The organism is Kitasatospora sp. NPDC058444 (assembly GCF_042721415.1).
Classification (GTDB): domain Bacteria; phylum Actinomycetota; class Actinomycetes; order Streptomycetales; family Streptomycetaceae; genus Kitasatospora.
Genome location: NZ_JBHXLL010000014.1, coordinates 82,792 through 104,251 on the forward strand (window position 1 = coordinate 82,792; position 21,460 = coordinate 104,251).

Here is a 21,460-nt window from a genome sequence, read left to right on the forward strand (position 1 = left end):
GGACGCGGAGCGGGGGCGGCCTCCGGGACGGTGGACCCATGCTGAAGAACATCCCGGTGGGTGACACCGAACGCCCCGTCCCCCGATGGGCCCTGCGGCTCGCCAAGGCCCTCCCGTTCGTCGTGCTGCCGCACTGCCTGTGGCGGCTGCCGTTCGCCTTCGACTTCCGGATGGGCACCGTCGACCCGCACGCCCCGGCCTACGTCTGGTGGTCCACCCCGTACGTGATCGGCCTGAGCGTGCTCACCGAGGCGCTGACGATCCTGACCCTGGGACTGGTCAGCGGCTGGGGCGAGGTGTTCCCGCGCTGGGTGCCCGGGCTCCGGGGCCGCCGGGTGCCACCCCTCGCGGCGCTCGGCCCCGCCGTGCTCGGGGGCCTGGTCCTGGTGGCCCTCTTCGACGGCATGCCCCTCGCCTGGCTGGGGGTGTTCGCCGAAGTCGGCTACAGCAACGGCTGGTGGATGGCCCTGGGGCGGATCTGCACCTCGACCGCGATGTTCTGGGGCCCGATCACCCTCGCCCTGGCCTGGTCCTACCACCGCCGCCGCTGCCACCACCCGGCCGCCCGGTGAGCCGTACGGGGACGTCGCGGGAGGCCCCGTACGCCTTGGCTTCCGACGCCCCTGGTGCGGCTGCTACGACACCCGGGCAGCCGCCCCGACCCGTCCGGGCCTCACCACTCCGCCACCCGGTAGTCCTTGAGGAACACCCCCGAGACCGGCTCCCCGGCCTCGCCGCGGACGATCGGGTCGTAGACCCGGGCCGCGCCGTCCACGATGTCCAGCGGGGTGCGGAACCCCTGGGCGGCGATCCGGGCCTTCCTGGGGGCCGGGTTCTCGTCCGTGATCCAGCCGGTGTCGACGGCGCACATGTGCACGCCCCGGGTGGCGAGTTCGGCCGCGCTGGTGCGGGTGAGCATGTTGAGCGCGGCCTTCGCCATGTTGGTGTGCGGGTGCCGGGCGGTCTTGTTGCGGACCGCGAACCGGCCCTCCACCGCGGTGACGTTGACGATGTAGCGGGCGGGGCGCGGCGAGGCCAGCAGCAGGGGCAGCAGCCGGTCGCAGAGCAGGGCCGGGGCCAGCGCGTTGACCAGCTGGGTCTCCAGGACCTCCGCGGGGTCGAGCGAACCGAGCGTGGCGGACCAGGAGTTGGCGGGGGCGAGGTCGGGCAGCAGTCCGGCCTCGTCGGTGATATCCAGCAACGAACCGGCGCCGGAGGGGAGTTGGGTGAGGGCGCCGACCGGGCGGAAGCCGGGGGCGTGCTCGATCGCCCGGCGGTCGGCGGCGGGCAGGGCGTCCTGCTCACCCGCGGCCAGCAACGCGTACGACTCGGGCGGGCGGCGCAGGGTCTGCGCGGCGTTGTTGACCAGGATGTCGAGCGGGCGCCCCTCGGTGCACAGCCGCTCGGTCAGGCCGAGCACCTGGCGCGGGTCGCGCAGGTCGATGCCGACCACCGTCAGCCGGTCCCACCATCCCGCGCTGCCCTCGGCGGCGCGGAAGCGGCGGACGGTGTCCTGCGGGAACCGGCTGGTGACGATCAGCTCGGCGCCGTCGCGCAGCATCATCAGGGCGAGCTGGAAGCCGATCTTCACCCGCCCGCCGGTGAGCAGCGCCCGGCGCCCCCGCAGGTCGGTCCGCAGGCCGCGGCGGGCGGTGTTGTCGGCCGCGCAGTCCGTGCAGAGCATGTGGTAGAAGCCGTCGACCCGGCGGTAGGCCTGCTTGCAGACGTAGCACTTGCGCGGCACCAGCAGCTCGCCGACCGGTCCGCCGGCGGCGGCCAGCGGCGCGTCCTCGCGGCGGGTCCGGCTGCCGGTCGCGGTGGTGGCGAGCAGGTCGGCGTCGGCCTGCCGCAGGGTCTGCCGGGCCTCCTGGCGGCGGCGCTTGCGGCTCTCCGTCACGAAGGAGGTGAGCTGCCGTTCGGCGTGCAGCCGGGTGCGGTCGTGGGCGGGCAGGGCGCGCAGCCGGCCGAGGGTGCGGCTGAACGCGGCGAGCTCCTCGGCGCTGACGTCCTCGGCGCTGACGTCCGCCGCACCGGCGGCGTCGCCCGCCGGGTGGATCGTGCTCAGCTGGATGTGGTCGTCCCGGACCGTCATGTCCGCCCCCTCGTGCCGTACAGGTGGGAGGGACTGTAATCGACGGTCCGGGACGATGAGATGCCAATTTCCGCAGGTCGCGTACCGGCTGAAGGCGCTCAGCCCGCGTACTGGCCGAGGATCTTCGCGAACTCGTACGGCCGCTGGGGGATGTTGGTGCACTTGGACAGCGAGCCGCCGGTGCAGGCGTTGGCGTCCCGGGTGGCGTCCCAGAAGGAGAGCATCCCGAGGTGGTTCTGCCGGGCGAAGGCCACCAACTGCTGGGCGTCGGCCTGGTTGTAGACCTGGTGGTCGTCGTTCTCACCGATCATCGGCGTGACGCCGACCATCGCCCACAGCTGGGCGTCGGTCTTCGCCGGGTGGAGCGCCTTGAGCTGGCCGAACAGCGACTGCGCGGCCTGGACGGCGGCGTCGCCGTAGTCGGCCCCGCTCCGGTAGTAGTCCATCGCCATGATGTTGACCACGTCGACGGTCACCCCGGCGTCCCGGGCGGACTTGACGATGGCGACGCCCTCGGCGGTCAGGCCCTCCGGCAGGACGGGCAGGGTGAAGGACACCTTGAGGCCCGGGTGGGCCTTCTGGAGCTTGGCGAGCGCGGCGGAGCGGCGGTCGTTGGCGGCGGTGTCGGCGATGGCCGCGCCCTCGATGTCGAAGTCGACGTAGCGCAGGTCGTACGCGCTCACCACGGCGTCGTACTCGGCGAACAGCGAGTCCACCGTGGTGCAGGCGGCCGCGAGTTCGGTGCCGGCGGCGCCGCCGAAGGAGACCTTGACGTCGCCGCCGGCCGCGCGCAGCGCGTCCACCTGGTCCTTGGCCCAGGCGGTGCGCGGGTCGTAGGCGTTGAACCAGCTGGCCTTGCAGCCGACGCCGGTGACGAAGCCCATCGTGTAGCCCTTGAGGCCGCCCGCCTTGGCCAGGTCGGGCATCGAGGGGGTGGGCCAGGCGCCCATGTCGATGTACGGGGCGACCGGGAGCGCGACGTTCGGCGCCGGGGTGGTCGGGCCCCCGGTGGGAGTGGCGGTGGGCGTGCCGGTCGTGGTGGCGGTGGGTGTGCCGGTGGGGGTGCCGCCCGGGCCGGTCAGGGTGACGTCGTCGGCGAGGTAGCCGCCCTGCCCGTACCAGCCGTGCAGGTACACGGTGACGCTGGTGGTGGCCGGTCCGGTGGTGAAACTGGTGGACAGCTGCTGCCAGTCGGGGCCGCCGGCGGTCCAGGTGGCCGGGTCGGTGACGCCGCTGCCGGTGGCGCCGAGGTAGACGTACGGGCCCTGCACCCAGGCGCTGAGGGTGTACTTGGTGTTGGGCTGGACGCTGACGCTCTGGCCGCACTGCGCGGTGTCGCTCGCGCTCACCGCCCCCTTGAGCGCGTACGTCCCGCTGTGCGCACCGGAGTTGACGACGCTCCCGGTGCCGGCGGAACAGCTCCAGGGGCTGACCGTGCCGCTCTCCAGACCGCCGTTGGCGAGCAGGTTGCCGTCGGCGGCGCCGGCGTTCCCGGCGAGGACGGCCAGCCCGCCGGCGGCGAGCGCGGTGGCGGCGGCGAGGCTCAGCAGGGTGGTCCGGCCGGTGGGACGGCGGTGCGTGGGGGCGGGCAGGGGCGCGCTGGGCATGGGGGTGCCTCTCGGGACGTGGAGGCCGCCCGCGCCGCGAGGGGGAGGCACGGGGCGGGCGGCGGCCTGGGGGTGGTCCGGTGCGGGGGCGTGCGGTGCGGGGCATGCGGTGTGGGGCGTGCGGTGCGGGGGAGCGCGGTGCTGAGCATCAAACTGGACTAGACCAGCTGTGCACGTCAAGCACTTCCCGGCCCCCGACACCCCACCGGGGCAGGTTTTAGGAGCGGTTAAGGCGGCGCGACCGGAGCGTCGACCGTCACGGACTTGACCTTGAGTGCACTCCAAGGTGAAAGCTGAAGGCGTTGATCACGCACCACCACGCGCACCACCTCGCACCACCACCCCGAAACCACTGCGGCCGCCACCACGTGAGGCCGCGGAACCCACGATGGGAGCACCGTCATGCGCAACGCCCCGTTCGGTACCAACGGCCCGGAGATCGGCGTCATCGGTCTCGGCTGCATGGGGATGACCTGGGCCTACGGCGTGCAGAACCGGGACGACGAGAACTCGGTCCGGGTGATCCGGCAGGCGCTGGACCTCGGCGTCGGCCTGATCGACACCGCCGACATGTACGGCCCGTACACCAACGAGGAGGTGGTCGGCGCCGCGCTGGCCGGCCCCTACCGGGAGCGTGCCTTCCTGGCCACCAAGGTGGGCATCGTGCCGGGCGGCTCGGGCCAGCACGAGCGCAACGGCCGGCCCGAGCACGTGCGCCGCTCGATCGACGAGAGCCTGCGCCGGCTGGGCACCAACCACGTCGACCTCTACCAGCTGCACCGGGTCGACCCGGACGTTCCGATCGAGGAGACCTGGGGCGCGTTCGCCGAGGTCGTCGCGGCCGGCAAGGCCCGGAGCATCGGACTCTCCGAGGCGACGGTCGAGGAGATCAAGCGGGCGCAGTCCGTGCACCCGGTGGCCTCGGTGCAGTCCGAACTGTCGCTGTGGACCCGGGACGTGCTGGCCGACGTGCTGCCGTACACCGAGGAGCAGGGCATCGCCTTCCTGCCGTTCTCGCCGCTCGGCCGGGGCTTCCTCACCGGCGGCATCACGTCCTTCGACGAGCTGCCCGCCGACGACTTCCGCCGCCGGCTGCCGCGCTTCCAGCAGGACGCGCTGAAGGCCAACCTGGACCTGGTCAAGGCGGTGCGGGCGGTCGCCGAGCGGATCGGCGCCAGCCCCGCGCAGGTGGCGCTGGCCTGGGTGCTGGCGCAGGGCCGGTACGTCTTCCCGATCCCGGGCACCCGGACGCCGCGCTACCTGGTGGACAACGTGGGCGCGGCCGGGATCCAGCTCTCGGCGGCGGACCTGGCCGAGCTGGACGCGCTGCCGGCGGCGACCGGCGAGCGCTACTGAGGGCGCTGCCCGTGCCGGAGTGCCGGAACGCCGGTCTCAGCGCTCCATCACCCACACCAGCTGCCGTCCGGTCTCGCCCGGAGCCCGGACGGCGGTCTCGGCGACCCGGTCCAGCCGGTAGCCGAGCTTGCGCGGGACGGCCGCGCTGGCGCCGTTCGCCTGGTCGCAGCGGATCTCCACCCGGGTGATCCCGGGCAGTGCCAGTGCGGCCTCGGTCAGCGCCCCGGCCGCGGCGGTGGCGATGCCGCGGCCGACGTGCCCGGTGGCGACCCAGTAGCCGATCTCCAGCGCGCCCGGGCCGATCCGCCCGTGCAGGCCGAAGGCGCCGATCACGCCGCCGGGTTCGGCGTCCAGGCCGGCCAGGTACATGAAGTCGGTGCCGGCCTCCCAGGCGGCCGAGCCGGCCCTGGTCAGCTCGGCGGTCTGCGCCCGGGAGGGGGCCTCGGCCGCCCACTCCATCCAGGGCCGCAGGTGGTCCAGGTTGGCGCGGACGGCCCGGTTCAGCGCCGCCGCGTGGGTGCTGCGGCGGCGGCGCAGCCAGAGGCCGCCGGGCAGCCGCAGCCGCTCCGGCGGCCGCCCGGCGGTCACCTCGGCGACCGGTGGCCGTCCGTCGGCCATCTCGGCGACCGGTGGCCGTCCGGCGGTCACCTCCGCGACCGGTGGCCGTCCGGCGGTCACCTCCGCCACCGGCCGGGCGAGGCCACAGGACCGTGACTGTGCTTGGCTCATGGCGGCGATTATGTCCTTGGCCGGGACCTGTCACCATCCGGGTCCCCCCGGTGGCGGGCGCGCCAGGCCTCGCCCCGGCGCGCCCGGCCTCGCCCCGGCGCGTCAGAGCCGGACCATCACCTCGTCGAGCTCCTTGCGCCGCAGGTCCGGCACGCGCGCCCCCTCGGCCGGGTAGCCGACCGGGATCACGTACGCCGCCCGCTCCTCCGCCGGGCGGTCGCAGACCTCGTTGAGGAACCTCATCGGGCTCGGGGTGTGGGTCAGCGTGGCCAGCCCGGCCTGGTGCAGCGTGGCCAGCAGCAGCCCGACCGCGATCCCCACCGACTCCTTGGTGTAGTACGGGCGCGGCGAGTCCGGGCCCTTGTGGACCTCGAACACCACGATCACGGCCGGCGCGTCCTCCAGGAACGGCTTGCGCCAGTCGGTGCCGATCGGGGCGAGCGCGGCCAGCCACTCCTCCGACGCCCGGTGGCCGTAGAACTCGCGCTCCTCGGCCTCGGCCGCCTCGCGCAGCCGCCGCTTGCGCTCCGGGTCGGTGATCACCACGAACCGCCAGGGCTGGACGTGCGCGCCGCTGGGTGCGGTGCTCGCCGTCCGGACCGCCCACTCGACCACCCCGTCCGGGATCGGGCGGGTGGAGTAGTCGCGGACGGTCCGGCGCTGGGCCATCACGTCGTGGAAGGACCTGCTGCGGGCCTCGGCCTCGTGGGCGGGCACCGTCATGGGGGTGAGCGGGACGGTCGGGTGGGACGTCCCCGCCACGGCGCTGTCTGTGCTGTCAACCATGGCGGACAGCACAGCACATGACGGGCCCTCCGGGAAGAGGTACAGACCGAGAGGTAGAGACCAATCGCCGACCGGTGGCGCCGGTCGCCGGTCGCCGGTTGCCGGTTGCCGGTTGCCGGTCGCCGGTCGCCGATCGGCGTCAGCGTGGGCGTCGGCTCAGAGCTCGTGCACCCGCCCGTCCCGGACCTCGATCCGGCGGTTCACCGACACCGTGTCCAGCATCCGCCGGTCGTGGGTGACCAGCAGCAGGGTGCCGGTGTACGAGCCGAGCGCGGACTCCAGCTGCTCGATCGCGGGCAGGTCCAGGTGGTTGGTGGGCTCGTCCAGCACCAGCAGGTTGACCCCGCGGGCCTGGAGCAGCGCCAGCGCGGCCCGGGTGCGCTCGCCGGGGGAGAGGGTGCCGGCCGGGCGCATCACGTGCACCGCCTTGAGGCCGAACTTGGCCAGCAGGGTGCGCACGTCCTCCGGCGAGAGCTCCGGTACGGCGGCGGCGAAGGCCTCCGCCAGCGGCTCCCCGCCCAGGAACAGCCCGCGTGCCTGGTCCACCTCGCCGACCACCACGCCGGAGCCCAACGAGGCGCTGCCGCCGTCGAGTTCGAGCCGGCCGAGCAGGGCGGCCAGCAGCGTGGACTTGCCCGCGCCGTTGGCGCCGGTGATGGCGACCCGGTCGGCCCAGTCGATCTGCAGGTCCACCGGGCCGAAGGCGAAGTCCCCGCGCCGGGCGCTCGCCCCGCGCAGGGTGGCGACCACCGAGCCGGAGCGCGGCGCGGTGGCGATCTCCATCCGCAGCTCCCACTCCTTGCGCGGCTCCTCGACCACCTCCAGCCGCTCGATCATCCGCTGGGTCTGGCGGGCCTTGGAGGCCTGCTTCTCGGTGGACTCGGCGCGCACCGCGCGGCCCATCTTGTCGTTGTCGGAGGACTTGCGGCGGGCGTTGCGCACACCGTGCTCCATCCAGCCGCGCTGCATCCGCGCCCGGGCCTCCAGCCCGGCCTTGGTGTCGGCGTACTCCTCGTAATCCTCGCGGGCGTGCCGGCGGGCCACCGCCCGCTCCTCCAGGTACGCCTCGTAGCCGCCGCCGTACAGGTTGACCTGCTGCTGGTGCAGGTCCAGCTCCAGCACCTTGGTCACGGTGCGGGCCAGGAACTCGCGGTCGTGGCTGATCAGCACGGTGCCCGCGCGCAGGCCCTTGACGAAGGACTCCAGCCGCTCCAGGCCGTCCAGGTCGAGGTCGTTGGTGGGCTCGTCGAGCAGGAAGACGTCGTAGCGGGAGAGCAGCAGCGAGGCGAGGCCGGCCCGGGCGGCCTGGCCGCCGGACAGGGCGGTCATCGGCAGGTCCAGCGAGACCTTCAGCCCGAGCGAGTCGGCGACCTCCTCGGCGCGCTCCTCCAGGTCGGCACCGCCGAGGTCCAGCCAGCGCTCCAGGCCGGCGGCGTACGCGTCGTCGGCGCCCGCCCGGCCCTCGACCAGGCCCTCGGTGGCCTCGTCCAGGGCGGCCTGCGCGGCCGCCACACCGGTGCGGCGGGCCAGGAAGTCGCGCACCGACTCGCCCTCGCGCCGCTCCGGCTCCTGCGGCAGGTGGCCGATGTTGGCGCTCGCCGGGCTCAGCCGCAGCGAGCCGCCCTCGGGGGTGTCCAGGCCGGCCAGCAGCCGCAGCAGGGTCGACTTGCCGGCGCCGTTCACGCCGACCAGGCCGATCACGTCGCCGGGGGCGATGACCAGGTCCAGGCCGGAGAAGAGGGTGCGTTCGCCGTGGCCGGCGCTGAGGTCCTTGACTACGAGTGTCGCGCTCATGATGGGGCCGATTGTAGGAGGAGCGGCCCGGTCGGCGGAAAAAGCGGGGGCCGCGGCTGTGGCAGCCGCGGCCCCCGGGGCACCGCTCGGCGGATCACCCGGCCTTGATCACGTGGCCTCGGACTCGGTCGCGTGGCCGTGATCGCGTGGCCGTGGTCACTCGCCCTTGATCACTTGGCCTTCTTCGAGAAGTACTCGAACATGTGCTGGGCCACGTCCTCCAGGTACGGACCGGCCTCGTAGGTGTTCGCGCCGTTGCCGATGGAGGTGTCGCTCACCAGGGCCGGCTTGCCGTCCTTGGTCGCGTACCAGCCGCCGCCGCTGCTGCCGCCGGTCATGTTGCAGCCGATCATCAGCATCGCCGGGCGGCTCGGGTCGCCGGTCTTCTTGGACGGCTTGCCGCCGTCGCAGTGCTCCAGCTCCACGCCGTCGAAGGGCTTGCCCTCCGGGAAGCCGTAGTTGCTGACGGCGCCGACCTGGTCACGCGGGGCGTTGAACCAGAGCGGGACGGAACCGCCGACGGTCTCCTCCAGCGACTTGCCGCCCGGGTTGGGGTTGGCGACCTTGATGATGCCGAAGTCGTACTGGCTCCACGGGCCGCCCTTCTCCGGGTCGGCCTCGCCGGCCCACTGCGGCGAGACCATGCCGGAGGTGGCGGTCCACTCGCCGTACGGCTCGGCGTCCTCCAGCTTGGCCTGCTTGTTGCCGTTGCTCAGCACGCCGTTGCTGTTGAAGGCCGGGGCGAAGGTGATGTCGGTGTAGTACTTGTTGCCCTTGCCGCCGTGCAGGCAGTGGCTGGCGGTCCACACCAGGTTGCTCTTGCCCGGGTTGGCCGGGTCGGAGACGACGGTGCCGGAGCAGACGTAGTCCTCGTTGCCGTCCTTGAAGAAGATCTTCCCGTTGACGTGCATGTTCTTCGGGAACGGGTGCGCCACGGGCTTGGCCGGGACCACGGCGGGCATCTGGTCCGCGCCGCCGCCGGGCTGGGCCGCGGTGGGCTGGGCGGTGGGCGTGCTGGTGGCCGGCGCGGCGCCGGTGGGCTGCGCGGGCGGCTGGGTCGCCTCCGGGGCGGGCTGGGGCAGCGGCTTCGGCTTGGCCTCCAGCAGCTTCTGCAGGGTCCAGTAGCCCTTGACCGCCGGGGTGATCACGTTCGCCTGGGCCCACTTGTCCCAGTCCTCGAGCTTCCAGGTCTTCAGCTCGTCGAGCGTCGGAAGCTTGATCGGCGCGGCACCCGGAGTGCCGGCGGCGGTGGCCGCGCCACTCGGAGCCGCGGTCACGGCCGGGTCGGCGTTGTCGGGGCCGCACGCGGTGGCGACCACCATGGTCAGCGCGGCGACGGAGGCGCCCAGGACGGCACGGCCCGGCCGGGATATCGGTGACATGAGTTCAAATCCCCCTGTTGACTACCGCCATGCGGCCCGTTCCCCGGGTGCGGCCCCACTCGGCCGCAGGCATGGCAGGTGAGGAGTCTGCCATGCGGCCGGGGAACTCCCGGCATCCGCCCCGGGCCGGGACGGGGCCTTCACGGGACCGGGACGAGGCTGTCACGGGACCGGGACGAGGCTGTCACCGGTTGGGCACGGGATCGGCACCCGCCCTCCGTCGGGGGCCGGCTCGGACCGGGCCGCCGGGTAAATCGGTTGCGGGCGGTACGCGGGCTGCCTACCGTGGTCCGGGTCATCAGCCAGACAAGGAGAAGGCCGTTGCTCTACTGAGGTCCCGGGACACCGCCCCCGCCGCGCAGGCACTGCTGCCGTCGCGCGGTGCGCGAGTGTGCGACCTCAGTCACGGCCCGTGGCGTTCCTCTGCGTGACGCCACCTCTTTCTCTCCTCCGGCCGTCCCCGGTTTCCGCACCCGCGGTGTCTCCCCGTGTTGCTCACCACCCCTTCGGCAACCACCCCGGGAGGCCTGTATGGCACATCACCCCACCACCACCGCCGTCCTCTGCACCGAGCTCTCGTTCGAGTGGCCCGACGGCAAGCCCGTCCTGGACGGCTTCCAACTCGCCGTCGGCCCCGGCCGCACCGGCCTGATCGGGCTCAACGGCGCTGGCAAGTCCACCCTGATGCGGCTGATCGCCGGCGAGCTCACGCCCACCGGCGGCACCGTCCGGGTCGACGGCGAACTCGGCTACCTGCCCCAGGGACTGACGCTCGACACCAGGTTGCGGGTGGACGAGGCGCTCGGCATCCGCGGCGCCCGCGAGGCCCTGCACGCCATCGAGTCCGGCGACACCGACCAGCGCCACTTCGACGCGATCGGCGACGACTGGGACGTCGAGGAGCGCGCCCGCGCCACCCTCGACCGGCTCGGCCTGCACCGCCTCGCCCTCGACCGCACCACCGGCGAACTCTCCGGCGGCGAGGCGGTGCTGCTGCGGCTGGCCGCCCTGCTGATGGCCCGCCCCGACGTCCTGCTGCTCGACGAGCCCACCAACAACCTCGACCGGGCCGCCCGCGAGCGGCTCTACGAGGCGGTGGCCGGCTGGAACGGCGTGATGCTGATCGTCAGCCACGACCGCGAACTGCTCCGGTACGTCGACCAGATCGCCGACCTCCGGGACGGTGAAGTCACCTGGTACGGCGGCAACTTCGAGGACTACGAACGCACCCTCGCGGCCCAGCAGGAGACGGCCGAACGGCTGCTGCGCAACGCCGAGGCCGACGTCCAGCGCCAGAAACGGGACTTGGCCGAGGCCCGCGTCCGGCTGGACCGCAGCGCCGCGTACGGCAAGAAGCGCTCGGTCACCCGCAACGACCCGCACATCTTCGCCGGGATGCTCAAGCGCAAGGGCCAGGAGACGGCCGGCCGTCTCCAGGGCATGCACACCGAGCGCCTGGAGGAGGCCAGGGCCCGGCTCGGCGCGGCCGAGGAGGCGGTGCGGGACGACGCCGAGATCCGGATCGACCTGCCCCGCACCGCCGTCCCGGCCGGCCGTACCGTGCTCACCCTGGACAGGGTCCGGCTGCCCTACGGCACCACCGCCGACATCGAGCTGCGCGGGCCCGAGCGGATCGCCCTGGTCGGCCGCAACGGCGCCGGCAAGTCCACCCTGCTGCGCACCATCGCGGGCGAACTCGGCCCGCTGGAAGGGGAGATCATCACCCCGGTGCCGCTGCGGCACCTCCCGCAGCGGCTCGACCTGCTGGACGACGATCGCTCGGTCGTGGAGAACGTCAAGCTGTTCGCCCCCGCCGCCGGGGACAACGCGGTCCGCGCCCGGCTCGCCCGCTTCCTGTTCCGCGGCGCCCGGGCCGACCAGCCCGCCGCCACCCTCTCGGGCGGCGAGCGGTTCCGCGCCACACTGGCCGCCCTGCTGCTGGCCGACCCGCCGCCGCAGCTGCTGCTGCTCGACGAGCCGACCAACAACCTGGACCTCGCCAGCGTCCGCCAGCTCACCCAGGCACTGGCCGCCTACCGGGGCGCGCTGATCGTGGCCAGCCACGACCTGCCGTTCCTGCGCGGCCTGGGCCTCACCCGGTGGCTGGAGCTGGACGGCGAACTGCGGGCGGTGGAGCCGATGTAGCGCCTACGGCTGCGGCTCCTGCTGCTCCTGCCGCTCCTGCTGCTGGTCCTGGGCGTCCTGGGTGTCCTCGGCGTGGTGGTCGCCCTGGGTGTCCTCGGCGTGGTGGTCGCCCCGGGCGTCCTCAGTGAGCATCCGGCGGGCCGTGCTCAGGGCCGAGTCCCTGAGTGCGGCCAGCTCGCCCGGGGTGAACACGGGGGTGCGGACGTTCGGCGGGATGCCCGGTCCGTCGAAGGTGCCGCCGTTCCGGGTGAGGTACTTCTCGTTCGGCAGGATGACCAGGAAGTCCGGCGAGAGCGTCTTGATCAGCACGTCGGAGAAGACGCCCTGAGTGTTCTCGCCGACCCGGAGCACCCTGGGGGAGCGGCCCGTCATGGCCTGGGTGAAGGTCTCCGCCGCGCTGGTGGAGATGGAGGAGGTGAGCACCGCCACCGGACCGTTGAAGCGTGCGCCCGCCGAGGGCCGCACGGTGATCGGGTCGGGCCGGGTGAACTTCGTCGGGTCGGCCGGGTCGTTGCGCGCGACCTTCCGGTAGGCGACGTAGGGGCGGTCGGTGAGCCGGGCGGCGATGTGCAGCCCGAGCGCGTCCGAGCCGCCGCTGTTCAGCCGCACGTCGACGACCAGGCCGGCGAGACGGTCCGGGCCGGCCAGCACGGCGTCCAGCGCCCGGTCCAGCTCGTCGAGCTGGCTCTGGTGCCCGCCGTCCGCGTACCTGCCGAAGCTGCTCACCCGGAGGTAGCCGATGCCGTCGGGGAGCCGGCCCACGCCGAGCCTGCCCTCGGCGAAGAGCTGCTCCGGGCCGGTGAGCTGCGCGGCCGAGGCCTGCTGGGCGCGGGCGGCCAGCTCGTCGGTCTTGACCGTCGACCCGGGCCGCTGCCCGCCGAAGACCTCCTTCGCATGCCCGTCGACCACCCGGGCCAGTCCGGTGTGGGCGTCGCCGAGCGGGCGGAGCATGTCCACGAAGACGGCCTGCAACTGGTCGGCGGTCGTCGCCGGGGTGATCGTGCGCCGCTTCTCGTCCCGCACGGCGTGCCAGTCGATGCCCTTGGCGGCGAAGAAGGGGTAGTTCTCCTCGAAGTTCTCCCAGAACCGGTCGAAGACCGCGAGCGGATCGTTCGGGGCCGGCGTGGCGCACAGCGGCGGCAGGGCGCCCAGCCGGGTGAGCGCCTTGCTGCCGACCCCGCCCTCCTCGCGTTCCACGGCCCGGTTCCGGCCCTTGGGGGCGAGGGTCAGGGCGAGGTCGCCCATGCCGTAGCGGGTGGTGCCGTCCGGGCCGGGCGCCTCGGTACGCGTCCCGGTCACCCACCCGGGCACGCAACTGTGCGCCGTCACGTCGTAGGTGGTGAAGCGGTCCCCGGAGACCGCCGCCAGCAGACCGTAACCCTCCATCCGCCAGACCCCCTCCAACGGGTTCGCCCGGCCACCTCCCTCGGCCGCGGCCGCCCCCGGCGCCGCCAGCCCCACCGCCGTCGCGAGCGCCACCGCCACGGCCGCCGCCCTGCCCGTGCTCCTGCGTGTCATCTCCGGCCTCCGCCGAACCCCGGTCTCCCCCGCGGAACCCCTCCGCCACCGCTCCCGACCGACGCTACGGCCGGCCCCGCCGGCCGCGCGTCATCCGGCGAGCCGCGGCCGCTTCCTCCTCCGGGCCCATCCGCTTCCTCCTCCAGGCGCATCCGGGGACGGGAGGAATGGTCCCCGGCGGTCTCGACAGCGGGCCGGTTCGCCGTCGGGCGGGATTCCTCGCGGCGGAGGGAGCGTCAGTTCTGCGGCGTCAGTTCTGCGGCGTCAGGCCTGGGGCGTCAGGCCTGGGGTGCCGCCGGTCGCAGCCGGCCCGCGATCCGCGTCCCGAGCCGGTCCAGTCCGACGACGAGGGCGGCCAGCACCACGAACTCGACGGTCAGCAGGGCGATCTGGCCCCAGACGTAGCCGTAGCCCTTGGTGGTCGGGTCGAAGAAGAAGTAGGGGTAGGGCATCGGGTAGTCGTCGAACAGCGCGTTGCGGGTGAGCACGATCGCCGCGTAGCCGAGCGGGAAGCACAGCCAGAGCGGTATGTCCTTCCACGCCGCGGCGTTGCGCGGCCTGAGCACCAGCCAGTCGACGATCACCATCACCGGCGTCACGTAGTGCAGGAAGAACGACGACCAGTGCGCCAGCACGTCCGGCCCGCTCACCAGCCCGGGCAGCGGGTTGGCGCCGTGTTCGAGCAGGATGTGCGAGACCAGCCCGGTGATCAGGATGTACAGCGTGGCGGCGCCGCGCAGCCGGGGCGCGGGCGCGTCCACGGTGCCGCGCTTGAGCATCCAGTAGACCGCGCCGACGAAGTAGCCGAACACGATCACGTTGCTCTGCACGGTGAAGTAGACCAGCGGCGCCGTTCCGAGGATCAGGCCGAGGCCCGCCGAGAGCACGATGCCCATGCGCCACCACAGCGCGGGTCGGGTCCGGACTGTCATGCGGCCACCAGTTCGTTCCAGGCGATACGGGAGGTATCGGAAGTTTGCGGGGGAAAGCCGCACTCTACTCGCTGGTCACGATCGGACGGAATCCGTGTTCGACGCCCTCGGGGCGCTGGGGGCCGCGACACGACCACGGCGGGACCGGGGGCCAGGGGGCGGGCCTGCGGACTGAACTGGCGTCAGCCCGGCAGCACGAAGCCCGACTCGTACGCCGCTATGACCGCCTGGGTGCGGTCCCGTGCGCCCAGCTTGGCCAGCACGCTGCCGACGTGCGTCTTCACCGTCTCCTGGCTCACCACCAGCTGCCGGGCGATCTCCCCGTTGTTGAGCCCGGTGGCCATCAGCCGCAGCACCTGGCCCTCCCGCTCGGTCAGCCGCCCGATTGGCCCCCGGTCCACCCGGCCCGCCCGTTCGGCCTCCCGGCGCCGGTCCGCGCCGTGGCGCAGCGCGAGTTCGCGGACGGCCGCCGGGAACAGCAGCGAGTCGCCGCGCGCGACCAGTCGCACCGCCTGCACCATCTCCTCCGCCCGGGCCCGCTTCAGCAGGAACCCGGTCGCGCCCGCGCGCAGCGCGTCGTACACGTGGTCGTCGTGCTCGAAGGTGGTGACCACCAGGATGCGCGGCGGCTCCGCCATCCCGTTGACCAGCTGCTCGGTGGCCCGGATACCGTCGATGCCGGGCATCCGGACGTCCATCAGCACCACGTCCGGGCGCAGTTCGCGCACCAGCGGGACGACCTCGGCGCCGTCGGCGGCCTCGCCGACCACGGTGAGGCCCGGCTCGCTGTCGATCACCACCCGCAGGCCCAGGCGGACCAGCCGCTCGTCGTCCGCGATCACCACCCGGATGCTGTCGTCGCCCCGGCCCACGTCGCCGCCCCCGCCTTCGAGCGCGTCCGTGTCTTCGTTGCGTTCGTTTCCCGCGTTCCCGTTCACGTTCACGTCGTCCCTCCCACCGGCAGCCAGACGGCCAGCCGCCACGTCGTTCCGTCCTCGCCCGGCCCCGCCGTACTGCCGCCGCGCAGGGCCGCCGCCCGTTCCGCGATCCCGCGCAGCCCGCGTCCGCCGCCGGGGCGGCTCGGCCGGGCGGAGCCGAGCGGGTTGGTCAGCTCGATCTCCAGCCGGCCGTCGGCCAGGCCCACCCGCAGCCCGGCCGGGGCGGGCCCGGCGTGCCGCAGCACATTGGTCAGGCCCTCCTGCACGATCCGGTACGCCTCGCGGGAGACCGCCCCGGGCAGGCCGCCCAGGCCGGGCGCCAGCTCGGCCTCCACCGCCACCCCGGCGCGGCCGAGCTGGCGCAGCAGGTCGTCCAGCCCGGCGAGAGTGGGCCCGGACGGTCCGGCGGCCTCCGGGTCCTCCTCGCGCAACAGCCCGAGCACGGTGTCGAGTTCGGCGACGGCGGCGCGGGCGGTCTCCTCGATCGCCGCGAGCGCCTCGGCGGCGAAGTCCGGGTTGCTGCGCAGCACCCGGGCGGCGGCCGAGGCCTGGATGCCGACGGCGCTGAGCGCGTGCCCCACCGAATCGTGCAGTTCGCGGGCCAGCCGGTTGCGCTGGGCGAGCACGGTGGCCCGGCGCTCGGCGGCGGCCACCCGCTCCTCCGGGGTCGGTCCGAGCAGGGCGGGCGCCCAGCGGGCCAGCAGCGCGCCGCAGACGGCGTTGGTGCCGACGATCAGCAGCAGCACCCCGAGGCCGAGGGCCGGTCCGGTGACCAGCCAGCCGGGGAAGAGCCGCTCCCACGCCCGGACGAACTCCCTGGTCCCCGCGAAGCCGCAGATCAGCACCACCGCGAAGGGGGTGCCGGCCAGTGTCATCCCGGCGACGATCCCGCCGAACAGGACGTGCAGCACGTACCAGAGCGCGGTGCGCCGGCGGGCGGTCCAGGAGCGGGCCGGTCCGGTGGCGAGTTCCTCCGGCCGGGCCACCGCGCACAGCGCCCGGGCGGCCGCGCCCTCCAGCCCCCGCACCGTCGGCACCAGCGCGGTGATCGCGGCCATCGGCAGCGAGGTGAGCAACGACAGGACGTACAGCAGCAGTTGGCGGGCGGGCGACTGGTTCGGGTTGAGCGCCCCGTACAGCACCACTGACAGCATCCAGTACGGCATCAGCAGCGCGCCGCCCAGGACCAGGTGCACCCAGCGCAGCCGGGCCCGCCGCCCGAGCGCGGCCCCCGCCGCACGCCGCAACCGGCTGTCCACCCCCGTGATCACCCGCGCGACTCTACGGCAGCGGCGCGCCGTCGGGTGCCCCATTCGGTCAAGGTCGTCGCCCCGACCGTCAGGACCAGCACCGCCGCCACCACCTGGGCGGTCTGCACCAGGGGCATCAGCCCGGGCACGGCCGTCCGCAGCTCGGTCACCCGGGTCGTCGTCGCCCCGAAGGCGACCAGCTGCCAGCCGCCCCAGCCGAACAGCGAGCCGGCCGCGGTCCACGCCACCAGCAGCGGCCCGAGCAGTCGGCGCCCCGGCCGGATCCGGAAGACGAGGACCAGCAGCGCCACCGCCGCGGCCACCGCCATCACCGCGGTCACCCCGTCCATCACCGCCACGCCCCGGATCCGCTCCTCCACCATGATCTGCGGCAGTCCGGCGGTGCCGCCGAGCGCCCAGTAGGTCCGGCCCGCCGCGACGCCCGCGGCGAGCAGCGCGGCGACGCAGGCGAGGGCGCGCTGCACCGTCAGGGTGGGGGAGTCGGGCAGGTCGCCGATCCGCTCCCGCAGCAGCCCGGGCCAGCGGCGGCGGGCGTACAGGGCGAAGGCCGTGAGCAGGGAGAGGCCCTGGACGCAGAAGCCGCCGTACACGACGAGGAAGACCCAGTCGCCGATGCCCTTGTCGTCCGGGGCGCCGCGCTCAGGCCCGAGCACCAGGAGGCTCAGCAGGTACAGCGGCAACGCGACCAGGATGGTGCCGAGCAGCCCGGTCGCCGCCCACATTGGGAACGCCACCAGTCCGGCCGGCGCCCGCCGCCCCCACGGCCGGACGAACGCCAGCGCCAGGGCGACGGCGATCGCGTCCATGCCGAAGGTCAGCAGGTTCACCAGCCACAGCCGGTCCATCGCGCCGGGGTCGTCCGCCCCCACCGGATGCCCGGTCAGCCAGAGCAGCTTCAGCGTCAGGTACGGCCCGGTCGCCGCCACCGCCGTCCACGCCGCCCCGGCACGCACCACGTGCTCGTTGATCCTCATGCCCCCAACGGTCCCGCCGGGCCCCGCCCCGCGGCCTCCGCCCGGGGCGCGATCCCGCTCCCCCTGGCGGGGGATCTCCGGCTCAGGCCGGTGCGACCTGAGGAGCCGTCCGGTGGATCACCCGATCCTCCTCGTCGGTGCGGCCGTCCGGGTCGGCGACCAGCCCGAGCCGCTCGGCGAGCCGGCGCGAGGGCAGGTTGTCCGCGTGGATCAGCGCGACCACGGGGATGCCGGGGAAGCGCGGCAGCGCCTCGGCCATCGCCGCCCGGGACGCCTCCGCCGCGTACCCCAGGCCCCAGGCGGACGGCCGGAACCGGTAGTAGAGGTTGAACACCCGCTCCCCGTCCAGCGTGTGCAGGTACAGCCCGGCGAACCCGATCACCGTCCCCGGCTCCTCCCTGGTGGCGACGGCGCAGTACCCCACACCGTCCCGCACCCAGTCGGCGACGAACCCGTCCAGCATCTCCCGGCCCTCCGCCCGGTCCCGCTGCGGCCCGTTCGGGTTGTACCGGTTGGTCTCCGGATCCCCGTGGATCGCGAACACCGCCTCCAGGTCCCCGTCCTGCGGCTGTGTCAGCACCAGCCGCTCGGAGACGGCGACGACCGTGCGGGCGGTCGGATCGGTGGTGGTGGTCATGGCGCTCCCCGTGTCTCGCGTAATAGCTCCACGGCAAGATAGGCCATTACCCATCCCCCCGCCCACCCATTTCCACCCGCCCGCCGCTCGCTAGAGGATCGGCTCGCAGCCGATCGCCTTGCCCCCGGCGGTGAGGAACTGGCGCACCAGGTCCTTCTGGTCGGGGAACAGGAACGGCTTCTCCAGGCCCGAGGTGATCCCGCCGGTGATGGTGAAGAAGACGTCCTTTCCCTGGCACGTGGCGACGAGTGTTCCATCCGCCACCCACTGGGCCCGCCCCAGGCCGGACGTGCTCACACCGCCCTTCCAGGCCAGGGCGGTGGTCCGCGGCTCGGTCGTGATCGCGAATTCCTGCACCCGGCTGTCGTGCTGCGGGTCCCCGCCGATCCGGCACGACCAGATCGGGGCGGTGGCGGTGGTGACCTGCTGCGGCATGCGCCACCGGGCCTCGGGGTTCCTGGCGGGGGCGAACCCGGGCAGTCCGCAGAGGCCGTTCCAGTCCGGGTCGGTCTCGGCGCCCTTCTCCGACAGGGCGGTCGGTGCCGGGAGCACCCCGTTGCCGCACCCGCGCGCCTTGGCGAGGCCGTTGGCGAAGGCCACGGCCAGACGGGCCCTGGTCTCGTCGTGGCCCTGCCCGTCGGCGCGCACCTCGGCGCGCACGCCCTTGTCGCACCCCTCGGGGAGCACCGCCCACGCGGCGTCCGGCGTCACCGATCCGACCGAGCCGCCGGAGAACAGCCGGGCGTCGGAGGCGGCCAGCGTGCCCGGCCCGTCCTCGGCGTTGCGGAGGGGGGTGAACCGCACGGTCTTCTCGGACGTCTCGAACAACCCGGAACGGACCACCGCGGTGCAGCTGTTCCCGGTGGACGCCTCCGTTGCCGAGAACCCTCTCCGGTGCTCGCTGATCCGCCCGGAGCCCAGGAGGTCGTGCAACTCGTCCGCCGTGGCGGCGCCGTCGCACACGCTGTCCGGCCCGCCGACATTGGTCAGTCGGTACGCCGCGAACCCCGCCGCCCCCACCGGGACGAGCGAGAGCGCCACCACCACGGCGGCCGCCCGCAACCGTAGTCCTCTGGTGGTGAATCCCCGTCGGTCGAGTGCGGCGTCGATGAGCCCCGGAGGGGTACCGGAACCGCCGGAAGGAGCATCGTTCCTCATGGCTTCCACCTGCTCACGACCGCCCGAACACGGTGCGGTAGGTACTGTCGATGGCGATGTTGTAGCTGGTCCGCCCGTCCGTCTTCAGCTGTTGCGACACGCTTCCGGTCTGGTCGGCGGCGGTGGCGTCCGTCCCGAACTGGGCCACCCTGTCATCGATCATCTTGTTCAACTGGTTCTGCCCTGCGGAGAAGTGGGAGCTCAGGTTTCCCTGGAGCTCGGAGTCGGCCAATGCCTTGGCGTCATTTGCGTACTGGGCAGTCCCGACATCGACCAGGCGCTGGGCGATGTCGCCGAGCGGCAACAGGTTCGCGGGCGTGCCGAGTAGGTGGTAGTTCATCTTCGCGTCCCAGTCCGCCTTCGCCTTCGCGGACTCCGTGTGCTCCGAAGCCGTATCGGCGAACACGGCGTCGAGCGCGCCGAGAGCGGAGCCCGCCTCCTGGGTGAAGGAGTGGAGCCTGTGATTCGCACCGCCCACCACATCGGGTTTGAATGCCTCGGGGCCGTAGTCGCCGAGGCGGGCGGCGATCTCCCGGGACTCGGCGCTGTGGATGATCGCGAACGAAGCAGGGTCCTCGGAGGCACCACGGATCACACGCAACAACTGGTCGCGCTGGATGGTGAGCCCGTCCGGTTGGGCGGGCCCGGACAACTCCTTGCCGAGGATCTCGTGCATGTTCGGGGCGTAGTCGGCGATCATGTCGGCCATCGGCCGACGGAGCGCCGCCGGGAGGCTGGTCTTGTCCCCGGGGCCGCTGCCGGCGAAGGTCTTGAGCGTCTCGTCCATGATCTGCGACATGACCTTGTCGTGCGGGCGGACCGGTGGCTGGTTGCCGTGAGGGTCCCGGCCGGTGGTGGCGGCTTCCAGGGCGTCGCCGAGTGCTGCGCGTGAGGTGTCGCGAACGAGGTCGTCCATCTGGTTCTGCTCGTAGCCCTGGTTCGGCCACTTACGCTCGTGCAGCACGTAGTCCAGGTTCTTGGTCTTTCCAGGATCGAAGAAGTCCTTCGACGCTCCCGGGTCGCGGCTCAGTGCACTCATCAGGCCGCCCATCGGGTCGGTCTGACCGGTGAGGGCGCTCCAGTTCGGGCCCCAGAGCTCCTCGCCCTTGACCTTGCTGTTGCGCTCGTAGTCGACCAGATCATTGCCGACCCTGAGGAGGAACGGCTTGTCGAATACCCCCTTCGCCCCCATCAGCTTCGCCAGTGCCGGGTAGTTGTCGTTGTAGCCCGCTGCCGAGCCGCCGGGGCGGCGGGCAGCGGCTAGCAGGCCGTCCTGCCACTCCTTGCCCATCCCGCCTTCGCGGGTGGCGGTGGCCAGTGCGACGGACAGGTTGCCGTAGACGTCCTGGTAGCTCTTGGGGTTCTGCTTGCCGTGGGCGAGGCCTTCGTAGACCTTGCTGTACTCGAGCAGAGCGTCGGGGCCGGTCTTGCCGCCGTAGTTGAGGCCGTTGAGCAGGGTGGTGGAGAAGTCCTTGTTCTCCGCGTTGGCGGCCATGAGGGCCTGTAGCTGCTTGAGCTGGTCGTCGGAGAGGCTGCCGGCCTTGGACATCAGGTCCGTGGCCCGCTTGGCGTCGGCGACCGGGCCGGCGCCGCCCGGGGTGGGGTTGAAGGCGGTGGTGCTGGTGCCGATGTCGGCCTGGAGGTCGATGGTGGCCCGCTGGTCGGCGGCGGTGGCCTTCGCGACGGCCTTGCCGAGCCGGTCCGCGATGGCCTGGGCGTTGGCCCGGATCGTGCGTTCGGCCTCGGGGTCGTTCCTCGACTCCTTCGGTACGGTCCAGTTGACCGCACCGTCCGCGGTGACGCTCAGATCGCTGTCGGCCTGTGCGTCGTGGAGCGCCAGGTCGAGGTCGCGGCGGGCGGCGGTGAAGTCCTCGGCGGCGGTCTTCATGATCGCGGCGAGGGCGGTGGCGACGGCCGAGGCCTGCTTGAAGTCGCCGTCGATGCCCTGCATGGCGGTGGTCGCTGCGTCGGCGGCGTCGCCCTTCCAGCCGGCCCGCTGGGCGGTGCTGGTGAGGTCCTTGGCGACCCGGCCGTCCAGGGCGGTGAGGGCCTTGGCCACGCCGGCCCAGGCCTCGGCGGCCTCGTTCACCCCGGAGAAGTCGGCCTCGTGCAGTTCCTTGAAGGACACCATCTCTTCGTTC

General features: G+C 73.2%; 17 protein-coding genes. 3 read left to right on the top strand and 14 right to left on the bottom strand.

Features of this window, described 5'->3' with window-relative positions:
- The first annotated feature begins 38 nt into the window (after nt 1-38).
- Entirely contained in the window at nt 39-572 is a 534-nt protein-coding gene (locus ACFWP2_RS17120) for a hypothetical protein (protein WP_380451869.1), read from the top strand.
- A 101-nt stretch (nt 573-673) separates the two neighbouring features.
- Here the strand turns inward: ACFWP2_RS17120 and ACFWP2_RS17125 are convergent, their stop codons facing one another.
- On the bottom strand, nt 674-2,092 hold the full coding sequence (locus ACFWP2_RS17125) for an SDR family oxidoreductase (RefSeq protein ID WP_380451871.1): 1,419 nt from the start codon (nt 2,090-2,092) through the stop codon (nt 674-676).
- Nucleotides 2,093-2,190: 98 nt separating this feature from the next.
- Nucleotides 2,191-3,699 (bottom strand): carbohydrate binding domain-containing protein, encoded by a 1,509-nt coding sequence (locus ACFWP2_RS17130; RefSeq protein ID WP_380451873.1) that lies wholly within the window; start codon nt 3,697-3,699, stop codon nt 2,191-2,193.
- Between the two features lie 402 nt (nt 3,700-4,101).
- Between ACFWP2_RS17130 and ACFWP2_RS17135 the strand changes: the two genes are divergently transcribed.
- The gene (locus ACFWP2_RS17135; RefSeq protein ID WP_380451875.1) at nt 4,102-5,055 is read left to right on the top strand and encodes an aldo/keto reductase; all 954 of its coding nucleotides are present in this window, start codon (nt 4,102-4,104) and stop codon (nt 5,053-5,055) included.
- A 36-nt stretch (nt 5,056-5,091) separates the two neighbouring features.
- Here ACFWP2_RS17135 and ACFWP2_RS17140 read toward each other — a convergent pair whose 3' ends face one another.
- The 4 genes from ACFWP2_RS17140 to ACFWP2_RS17155 form a co-directional block, all read right to left on the bottom strand.
- Nucleotides 5,092-5,784, bottom strand: a complete 693-nt coding sequence (locus ACFWP2_RS17140; RefSeq protein WP_380451878.1) for a GNAT family N-acetyltransferase — start codon at nt 5,782-5,784, stop codon at nt 5,092-5,094.
- Nucleotides 5,785-5,886: 102 nt separating this feature from the next.
- Complete coding sequence (locus tag ACFWP2_RS17145) at nt 5,887-6,570, bottom strand: nitroreductase family protein (RefSeq protein ID WP_380451880.1); 684 nt, start codon at nt 6,568-6,570, stop codon at nt 5,887-5,889.
- A gap of 156 nt (nt 6,571-6,726) precedes the next feature.
- A complete protein-coding gene (locus tag ACFWP2_RS17150; RefSeq protein WP_380451882.1) occupies nt 6,727-8,364 on the bottom strand; it encodes an ABC-F family ATP-binding cassette domain-containing protein in 1,638 nt (545 codons plus the stop codon).
- Between the two features lie 170 nt (nt 8,365-8,534).
- Nucleotides 8,535-9,746 carry a hypothetical protein gene (locus tag ACFWP2_RS17155; protein WP_380451884.1) on the bottom strand — a complete coding sequence of 404 codons (1,212 nt, stop codon included), beginning with the start codon at nt 9,744-9,746 and terminating at the stop codon, nt 8,535-8,537.
- Between the two features lie 531 nt (nt 9,747-10,277).
- On the opposite strand from ACFWP2_RS17155, the gene ACFWP2_RS17160 reads away from it, so the two are divergent.
- The gene (locus ACFWP2_RS17160; RefSeq protein WP_380451886.1) at nt 10,278-11,891 is read left to right on the top strand and encodes an ABC-F family ATP-binding cassette domain-containing protein; all 1,614 of its coding nucleotides are present in this window, start codon (nt 10,278-10,280) and stop codon (nt 11,889-11,891) included.
- Nucleotides 11,892-11,894: 3 nt separating this feature from the next.
- Here ACFWP2_RS17160 and ACFWP2_RS17165 read toward each other — a convergent pair whose 3' ends face one another.
- From ACFWP2_RS17165 to ACFWP2_RS17200, 8 genes are all read right to left on the bottom strand, one after another.
- The gene (locus tag ACFWP2_RS17165; protein ID WP_380451888.1) at nt 11,895-13,409 is read right to left on the bottom strand and encodes a S41 family peptidase; all 1,515 of its coding nucleotides are present in this window, start codon (nt 13,407-13,409) and stop codon (nt 11,895-11,897) included.
- Between the two features lie 278 nt (nt 13,410-13,687).
- On the bottom strand, nt 13,688-14,341 hold the full coding sequence (locus ACFWP2_RS17170; RefSeq protein ID WP_380451890.1) for a Pr6Pr family membrane protein: 654 nt from the start codon (nt 14,339-14,341) through the stop codon (nt 13,688-13,690).
- Between the two features lie 182 nt (nt 14,342-14,523).
- A complete protein-coding gene (locus tag ACFWP2_RS17175) occupies nt 14,524-15,192 on the bottom strand; it encodes a response regulator (RefSeq protein ID WP_380452054.1) in 669 nt (222 codons plus the stop codon).
- An 89-nt stretch (nt 15,193-15,281) separates the two neighbouring features.
- Complete coding sequence (locus tag ACFWP2_RS17180; RefSeq protein ID WP_380451892.1) at nt 15,282-16,550, bottom strand: sensor histidine kinase; 1,269 nt, start codon at nt 16,548-16,550, stop codon at nt 15,282-15,284.
- Nucleotides 16,547-17,524, bottom strand: a complete 978-nt coding sequence (locus ACFWP2_RS17185; protein ID WP_380451894.1) for a hypothetical protein — start codon at nt 17,522-17,524, stop codon at nt 16,547-16,549. The genes ACFWP2_RS17180 and ACFWP2_RS17185 overlap by 4 nt, the downstream gene beginning before the upstream one ends.
- An 82-nt stretch (nt 17,525-17,606) precedes the next feature.
- A complete protein-coding gene (locus tag ACFWP2_RS17190; protein ID WP_380451896.1) occupies nt 17,607-18,161 on the bottom strand; it encodes a GNAT family N-acetyltransferase in 555 nt (184 codons plus the stop codon).
- A gap of 90 nt (nt 18,162-18,251) precedes the next feature.
- Nucleotides 18,252-19,223, bottom strand: coding sequence for a hypothetical protein (locus tag ACFWP2_RS17195; RefSeq protein ID WP_380451898.1), 972 nt, complete (start codon nt 19,221-19,223; stop codon nt 18,252-18,254).
- Nucleotides 19,224-19,332: 109 nt separating this feature from the next.
- Nucleotides 19,333-21,450 (bottom strand): hypothetical protein, encoded by a 2,118-nt coding sequence (locus tag ACFWP2_RS17200; protein ID WP_380451900.1) that lies wholly within the window; start codon nt 21,448-21,450, stop codon nt 19,333-19,335.
- Nucleotides 21,451-21,460: the final 10 nt, after the last annotated feature.

Excerpts from the sequence above, each read along its gene's own strand:
- ACFWP2_RS17120 (WP_380451869.1), top strand. The coding sequence starts at position 39 with ATGCTGAAGAACATCCCGGTGGGTGACACCGAACGCCCCGTCCCCCGA.
- ACFWP2_RS17125 (WP_380451871.1), bottom strand. The coding sequence starts at position 2,092 with ATGACGGTCCGGGACGACCACATCCAGCTGAGCACGATCCACCCGGCG.
- ACFWP2_RS17130 (WP_380451873.1), bottom strand. The coding sequence starts at position 3,699 with ATGCCCAGCGCGCCCCTGCCCGCCCCCACGCACCGCCGTCCCACCGGC.
- ACFWP2_RS17135 (WP_380451875.1), top strand. The coding sequence starts at position 4,102 with ATGCGCAACGCCCCGTTCGGTACCAACGGCCCGGAGATCGGCGTCATC.
- ACFWP2_RS17140 (WP_380451878.1), bottom strand. The coding sequence starts at position 5,784 with ATGAGCCAAGCACAGTCACGGTCCTGTGGCCTCGCCCGGCCGGTGGCG.
- ACFWP2_RS17145 (WP_380451880.1), bottom strand. The coding sequence starts at position 6,570 with ATGGTTGACAGCACAGACAGCGCCGTGGCGGGGACGTCCCACCCGACC.
- ACFWP2_RS17150 (WP_380451882.1), bottom strand. The coding sequence starts at position 8,364 with ATGAGCGCGACACTCGTAGTCAAGGACCTCAGCGCCGGCCACGGCGAA.
- ACFWP2_RS17155 (WP_380451884.1), bottom strand. The coding sequence starts at position 9,746 with ATGTCACCGATATCCCGGCCGGGCCGTGCCGTCCTGGGCGCCTCCGTC.
- ACFWP2_RS17160 (WP_380451886.1), top strand. The coding sequence starts at position 10,278 with ATGGCACATCACCCCACCACCACCGCCGTCCTCTGCACCGAGCTCTCG.
- ACFWP2_RS17165 (WP_380451888.1), bottom strand. The coding sequence starts at position 13,409 with ATGACACGCAGGAGCACGGGCAGGGCGGCGGCCGTGGCGGTGGCGCTC.
- ACFWP2_RS17170 (WP_380451890.1), bottom strand. The coding sequence starts at position 14,341 with ATGACAGTCCGGACCCGACCCGCGCTGTGGTGGCGCATGGGCATCGTG.
- ACFWP2_RS17185 (WP_380451894.1), bottom strand. The coding sequence starts at position 17,524 with ATGAGGATCAACGAGCACGTGGTGCGTGCCGGGGCGGCGTGGACGGCG.
- ACFWP2_RS17190 (WP_380451896.1), bottom strand. The coding sequence starts at position 18,161 with ATGACCACCACCACCGATCCGACCGCCCGCACGGTCGTCGCCGTCTCC.
- ACFWP2_RS17200 (WP_380451900.1), bottom strand. The coding sequence starts at position 21,450 with ATGGTGTCCTTCAAGGAACTGCACGAGGCCGACTTCTCCGGGGTGAAC.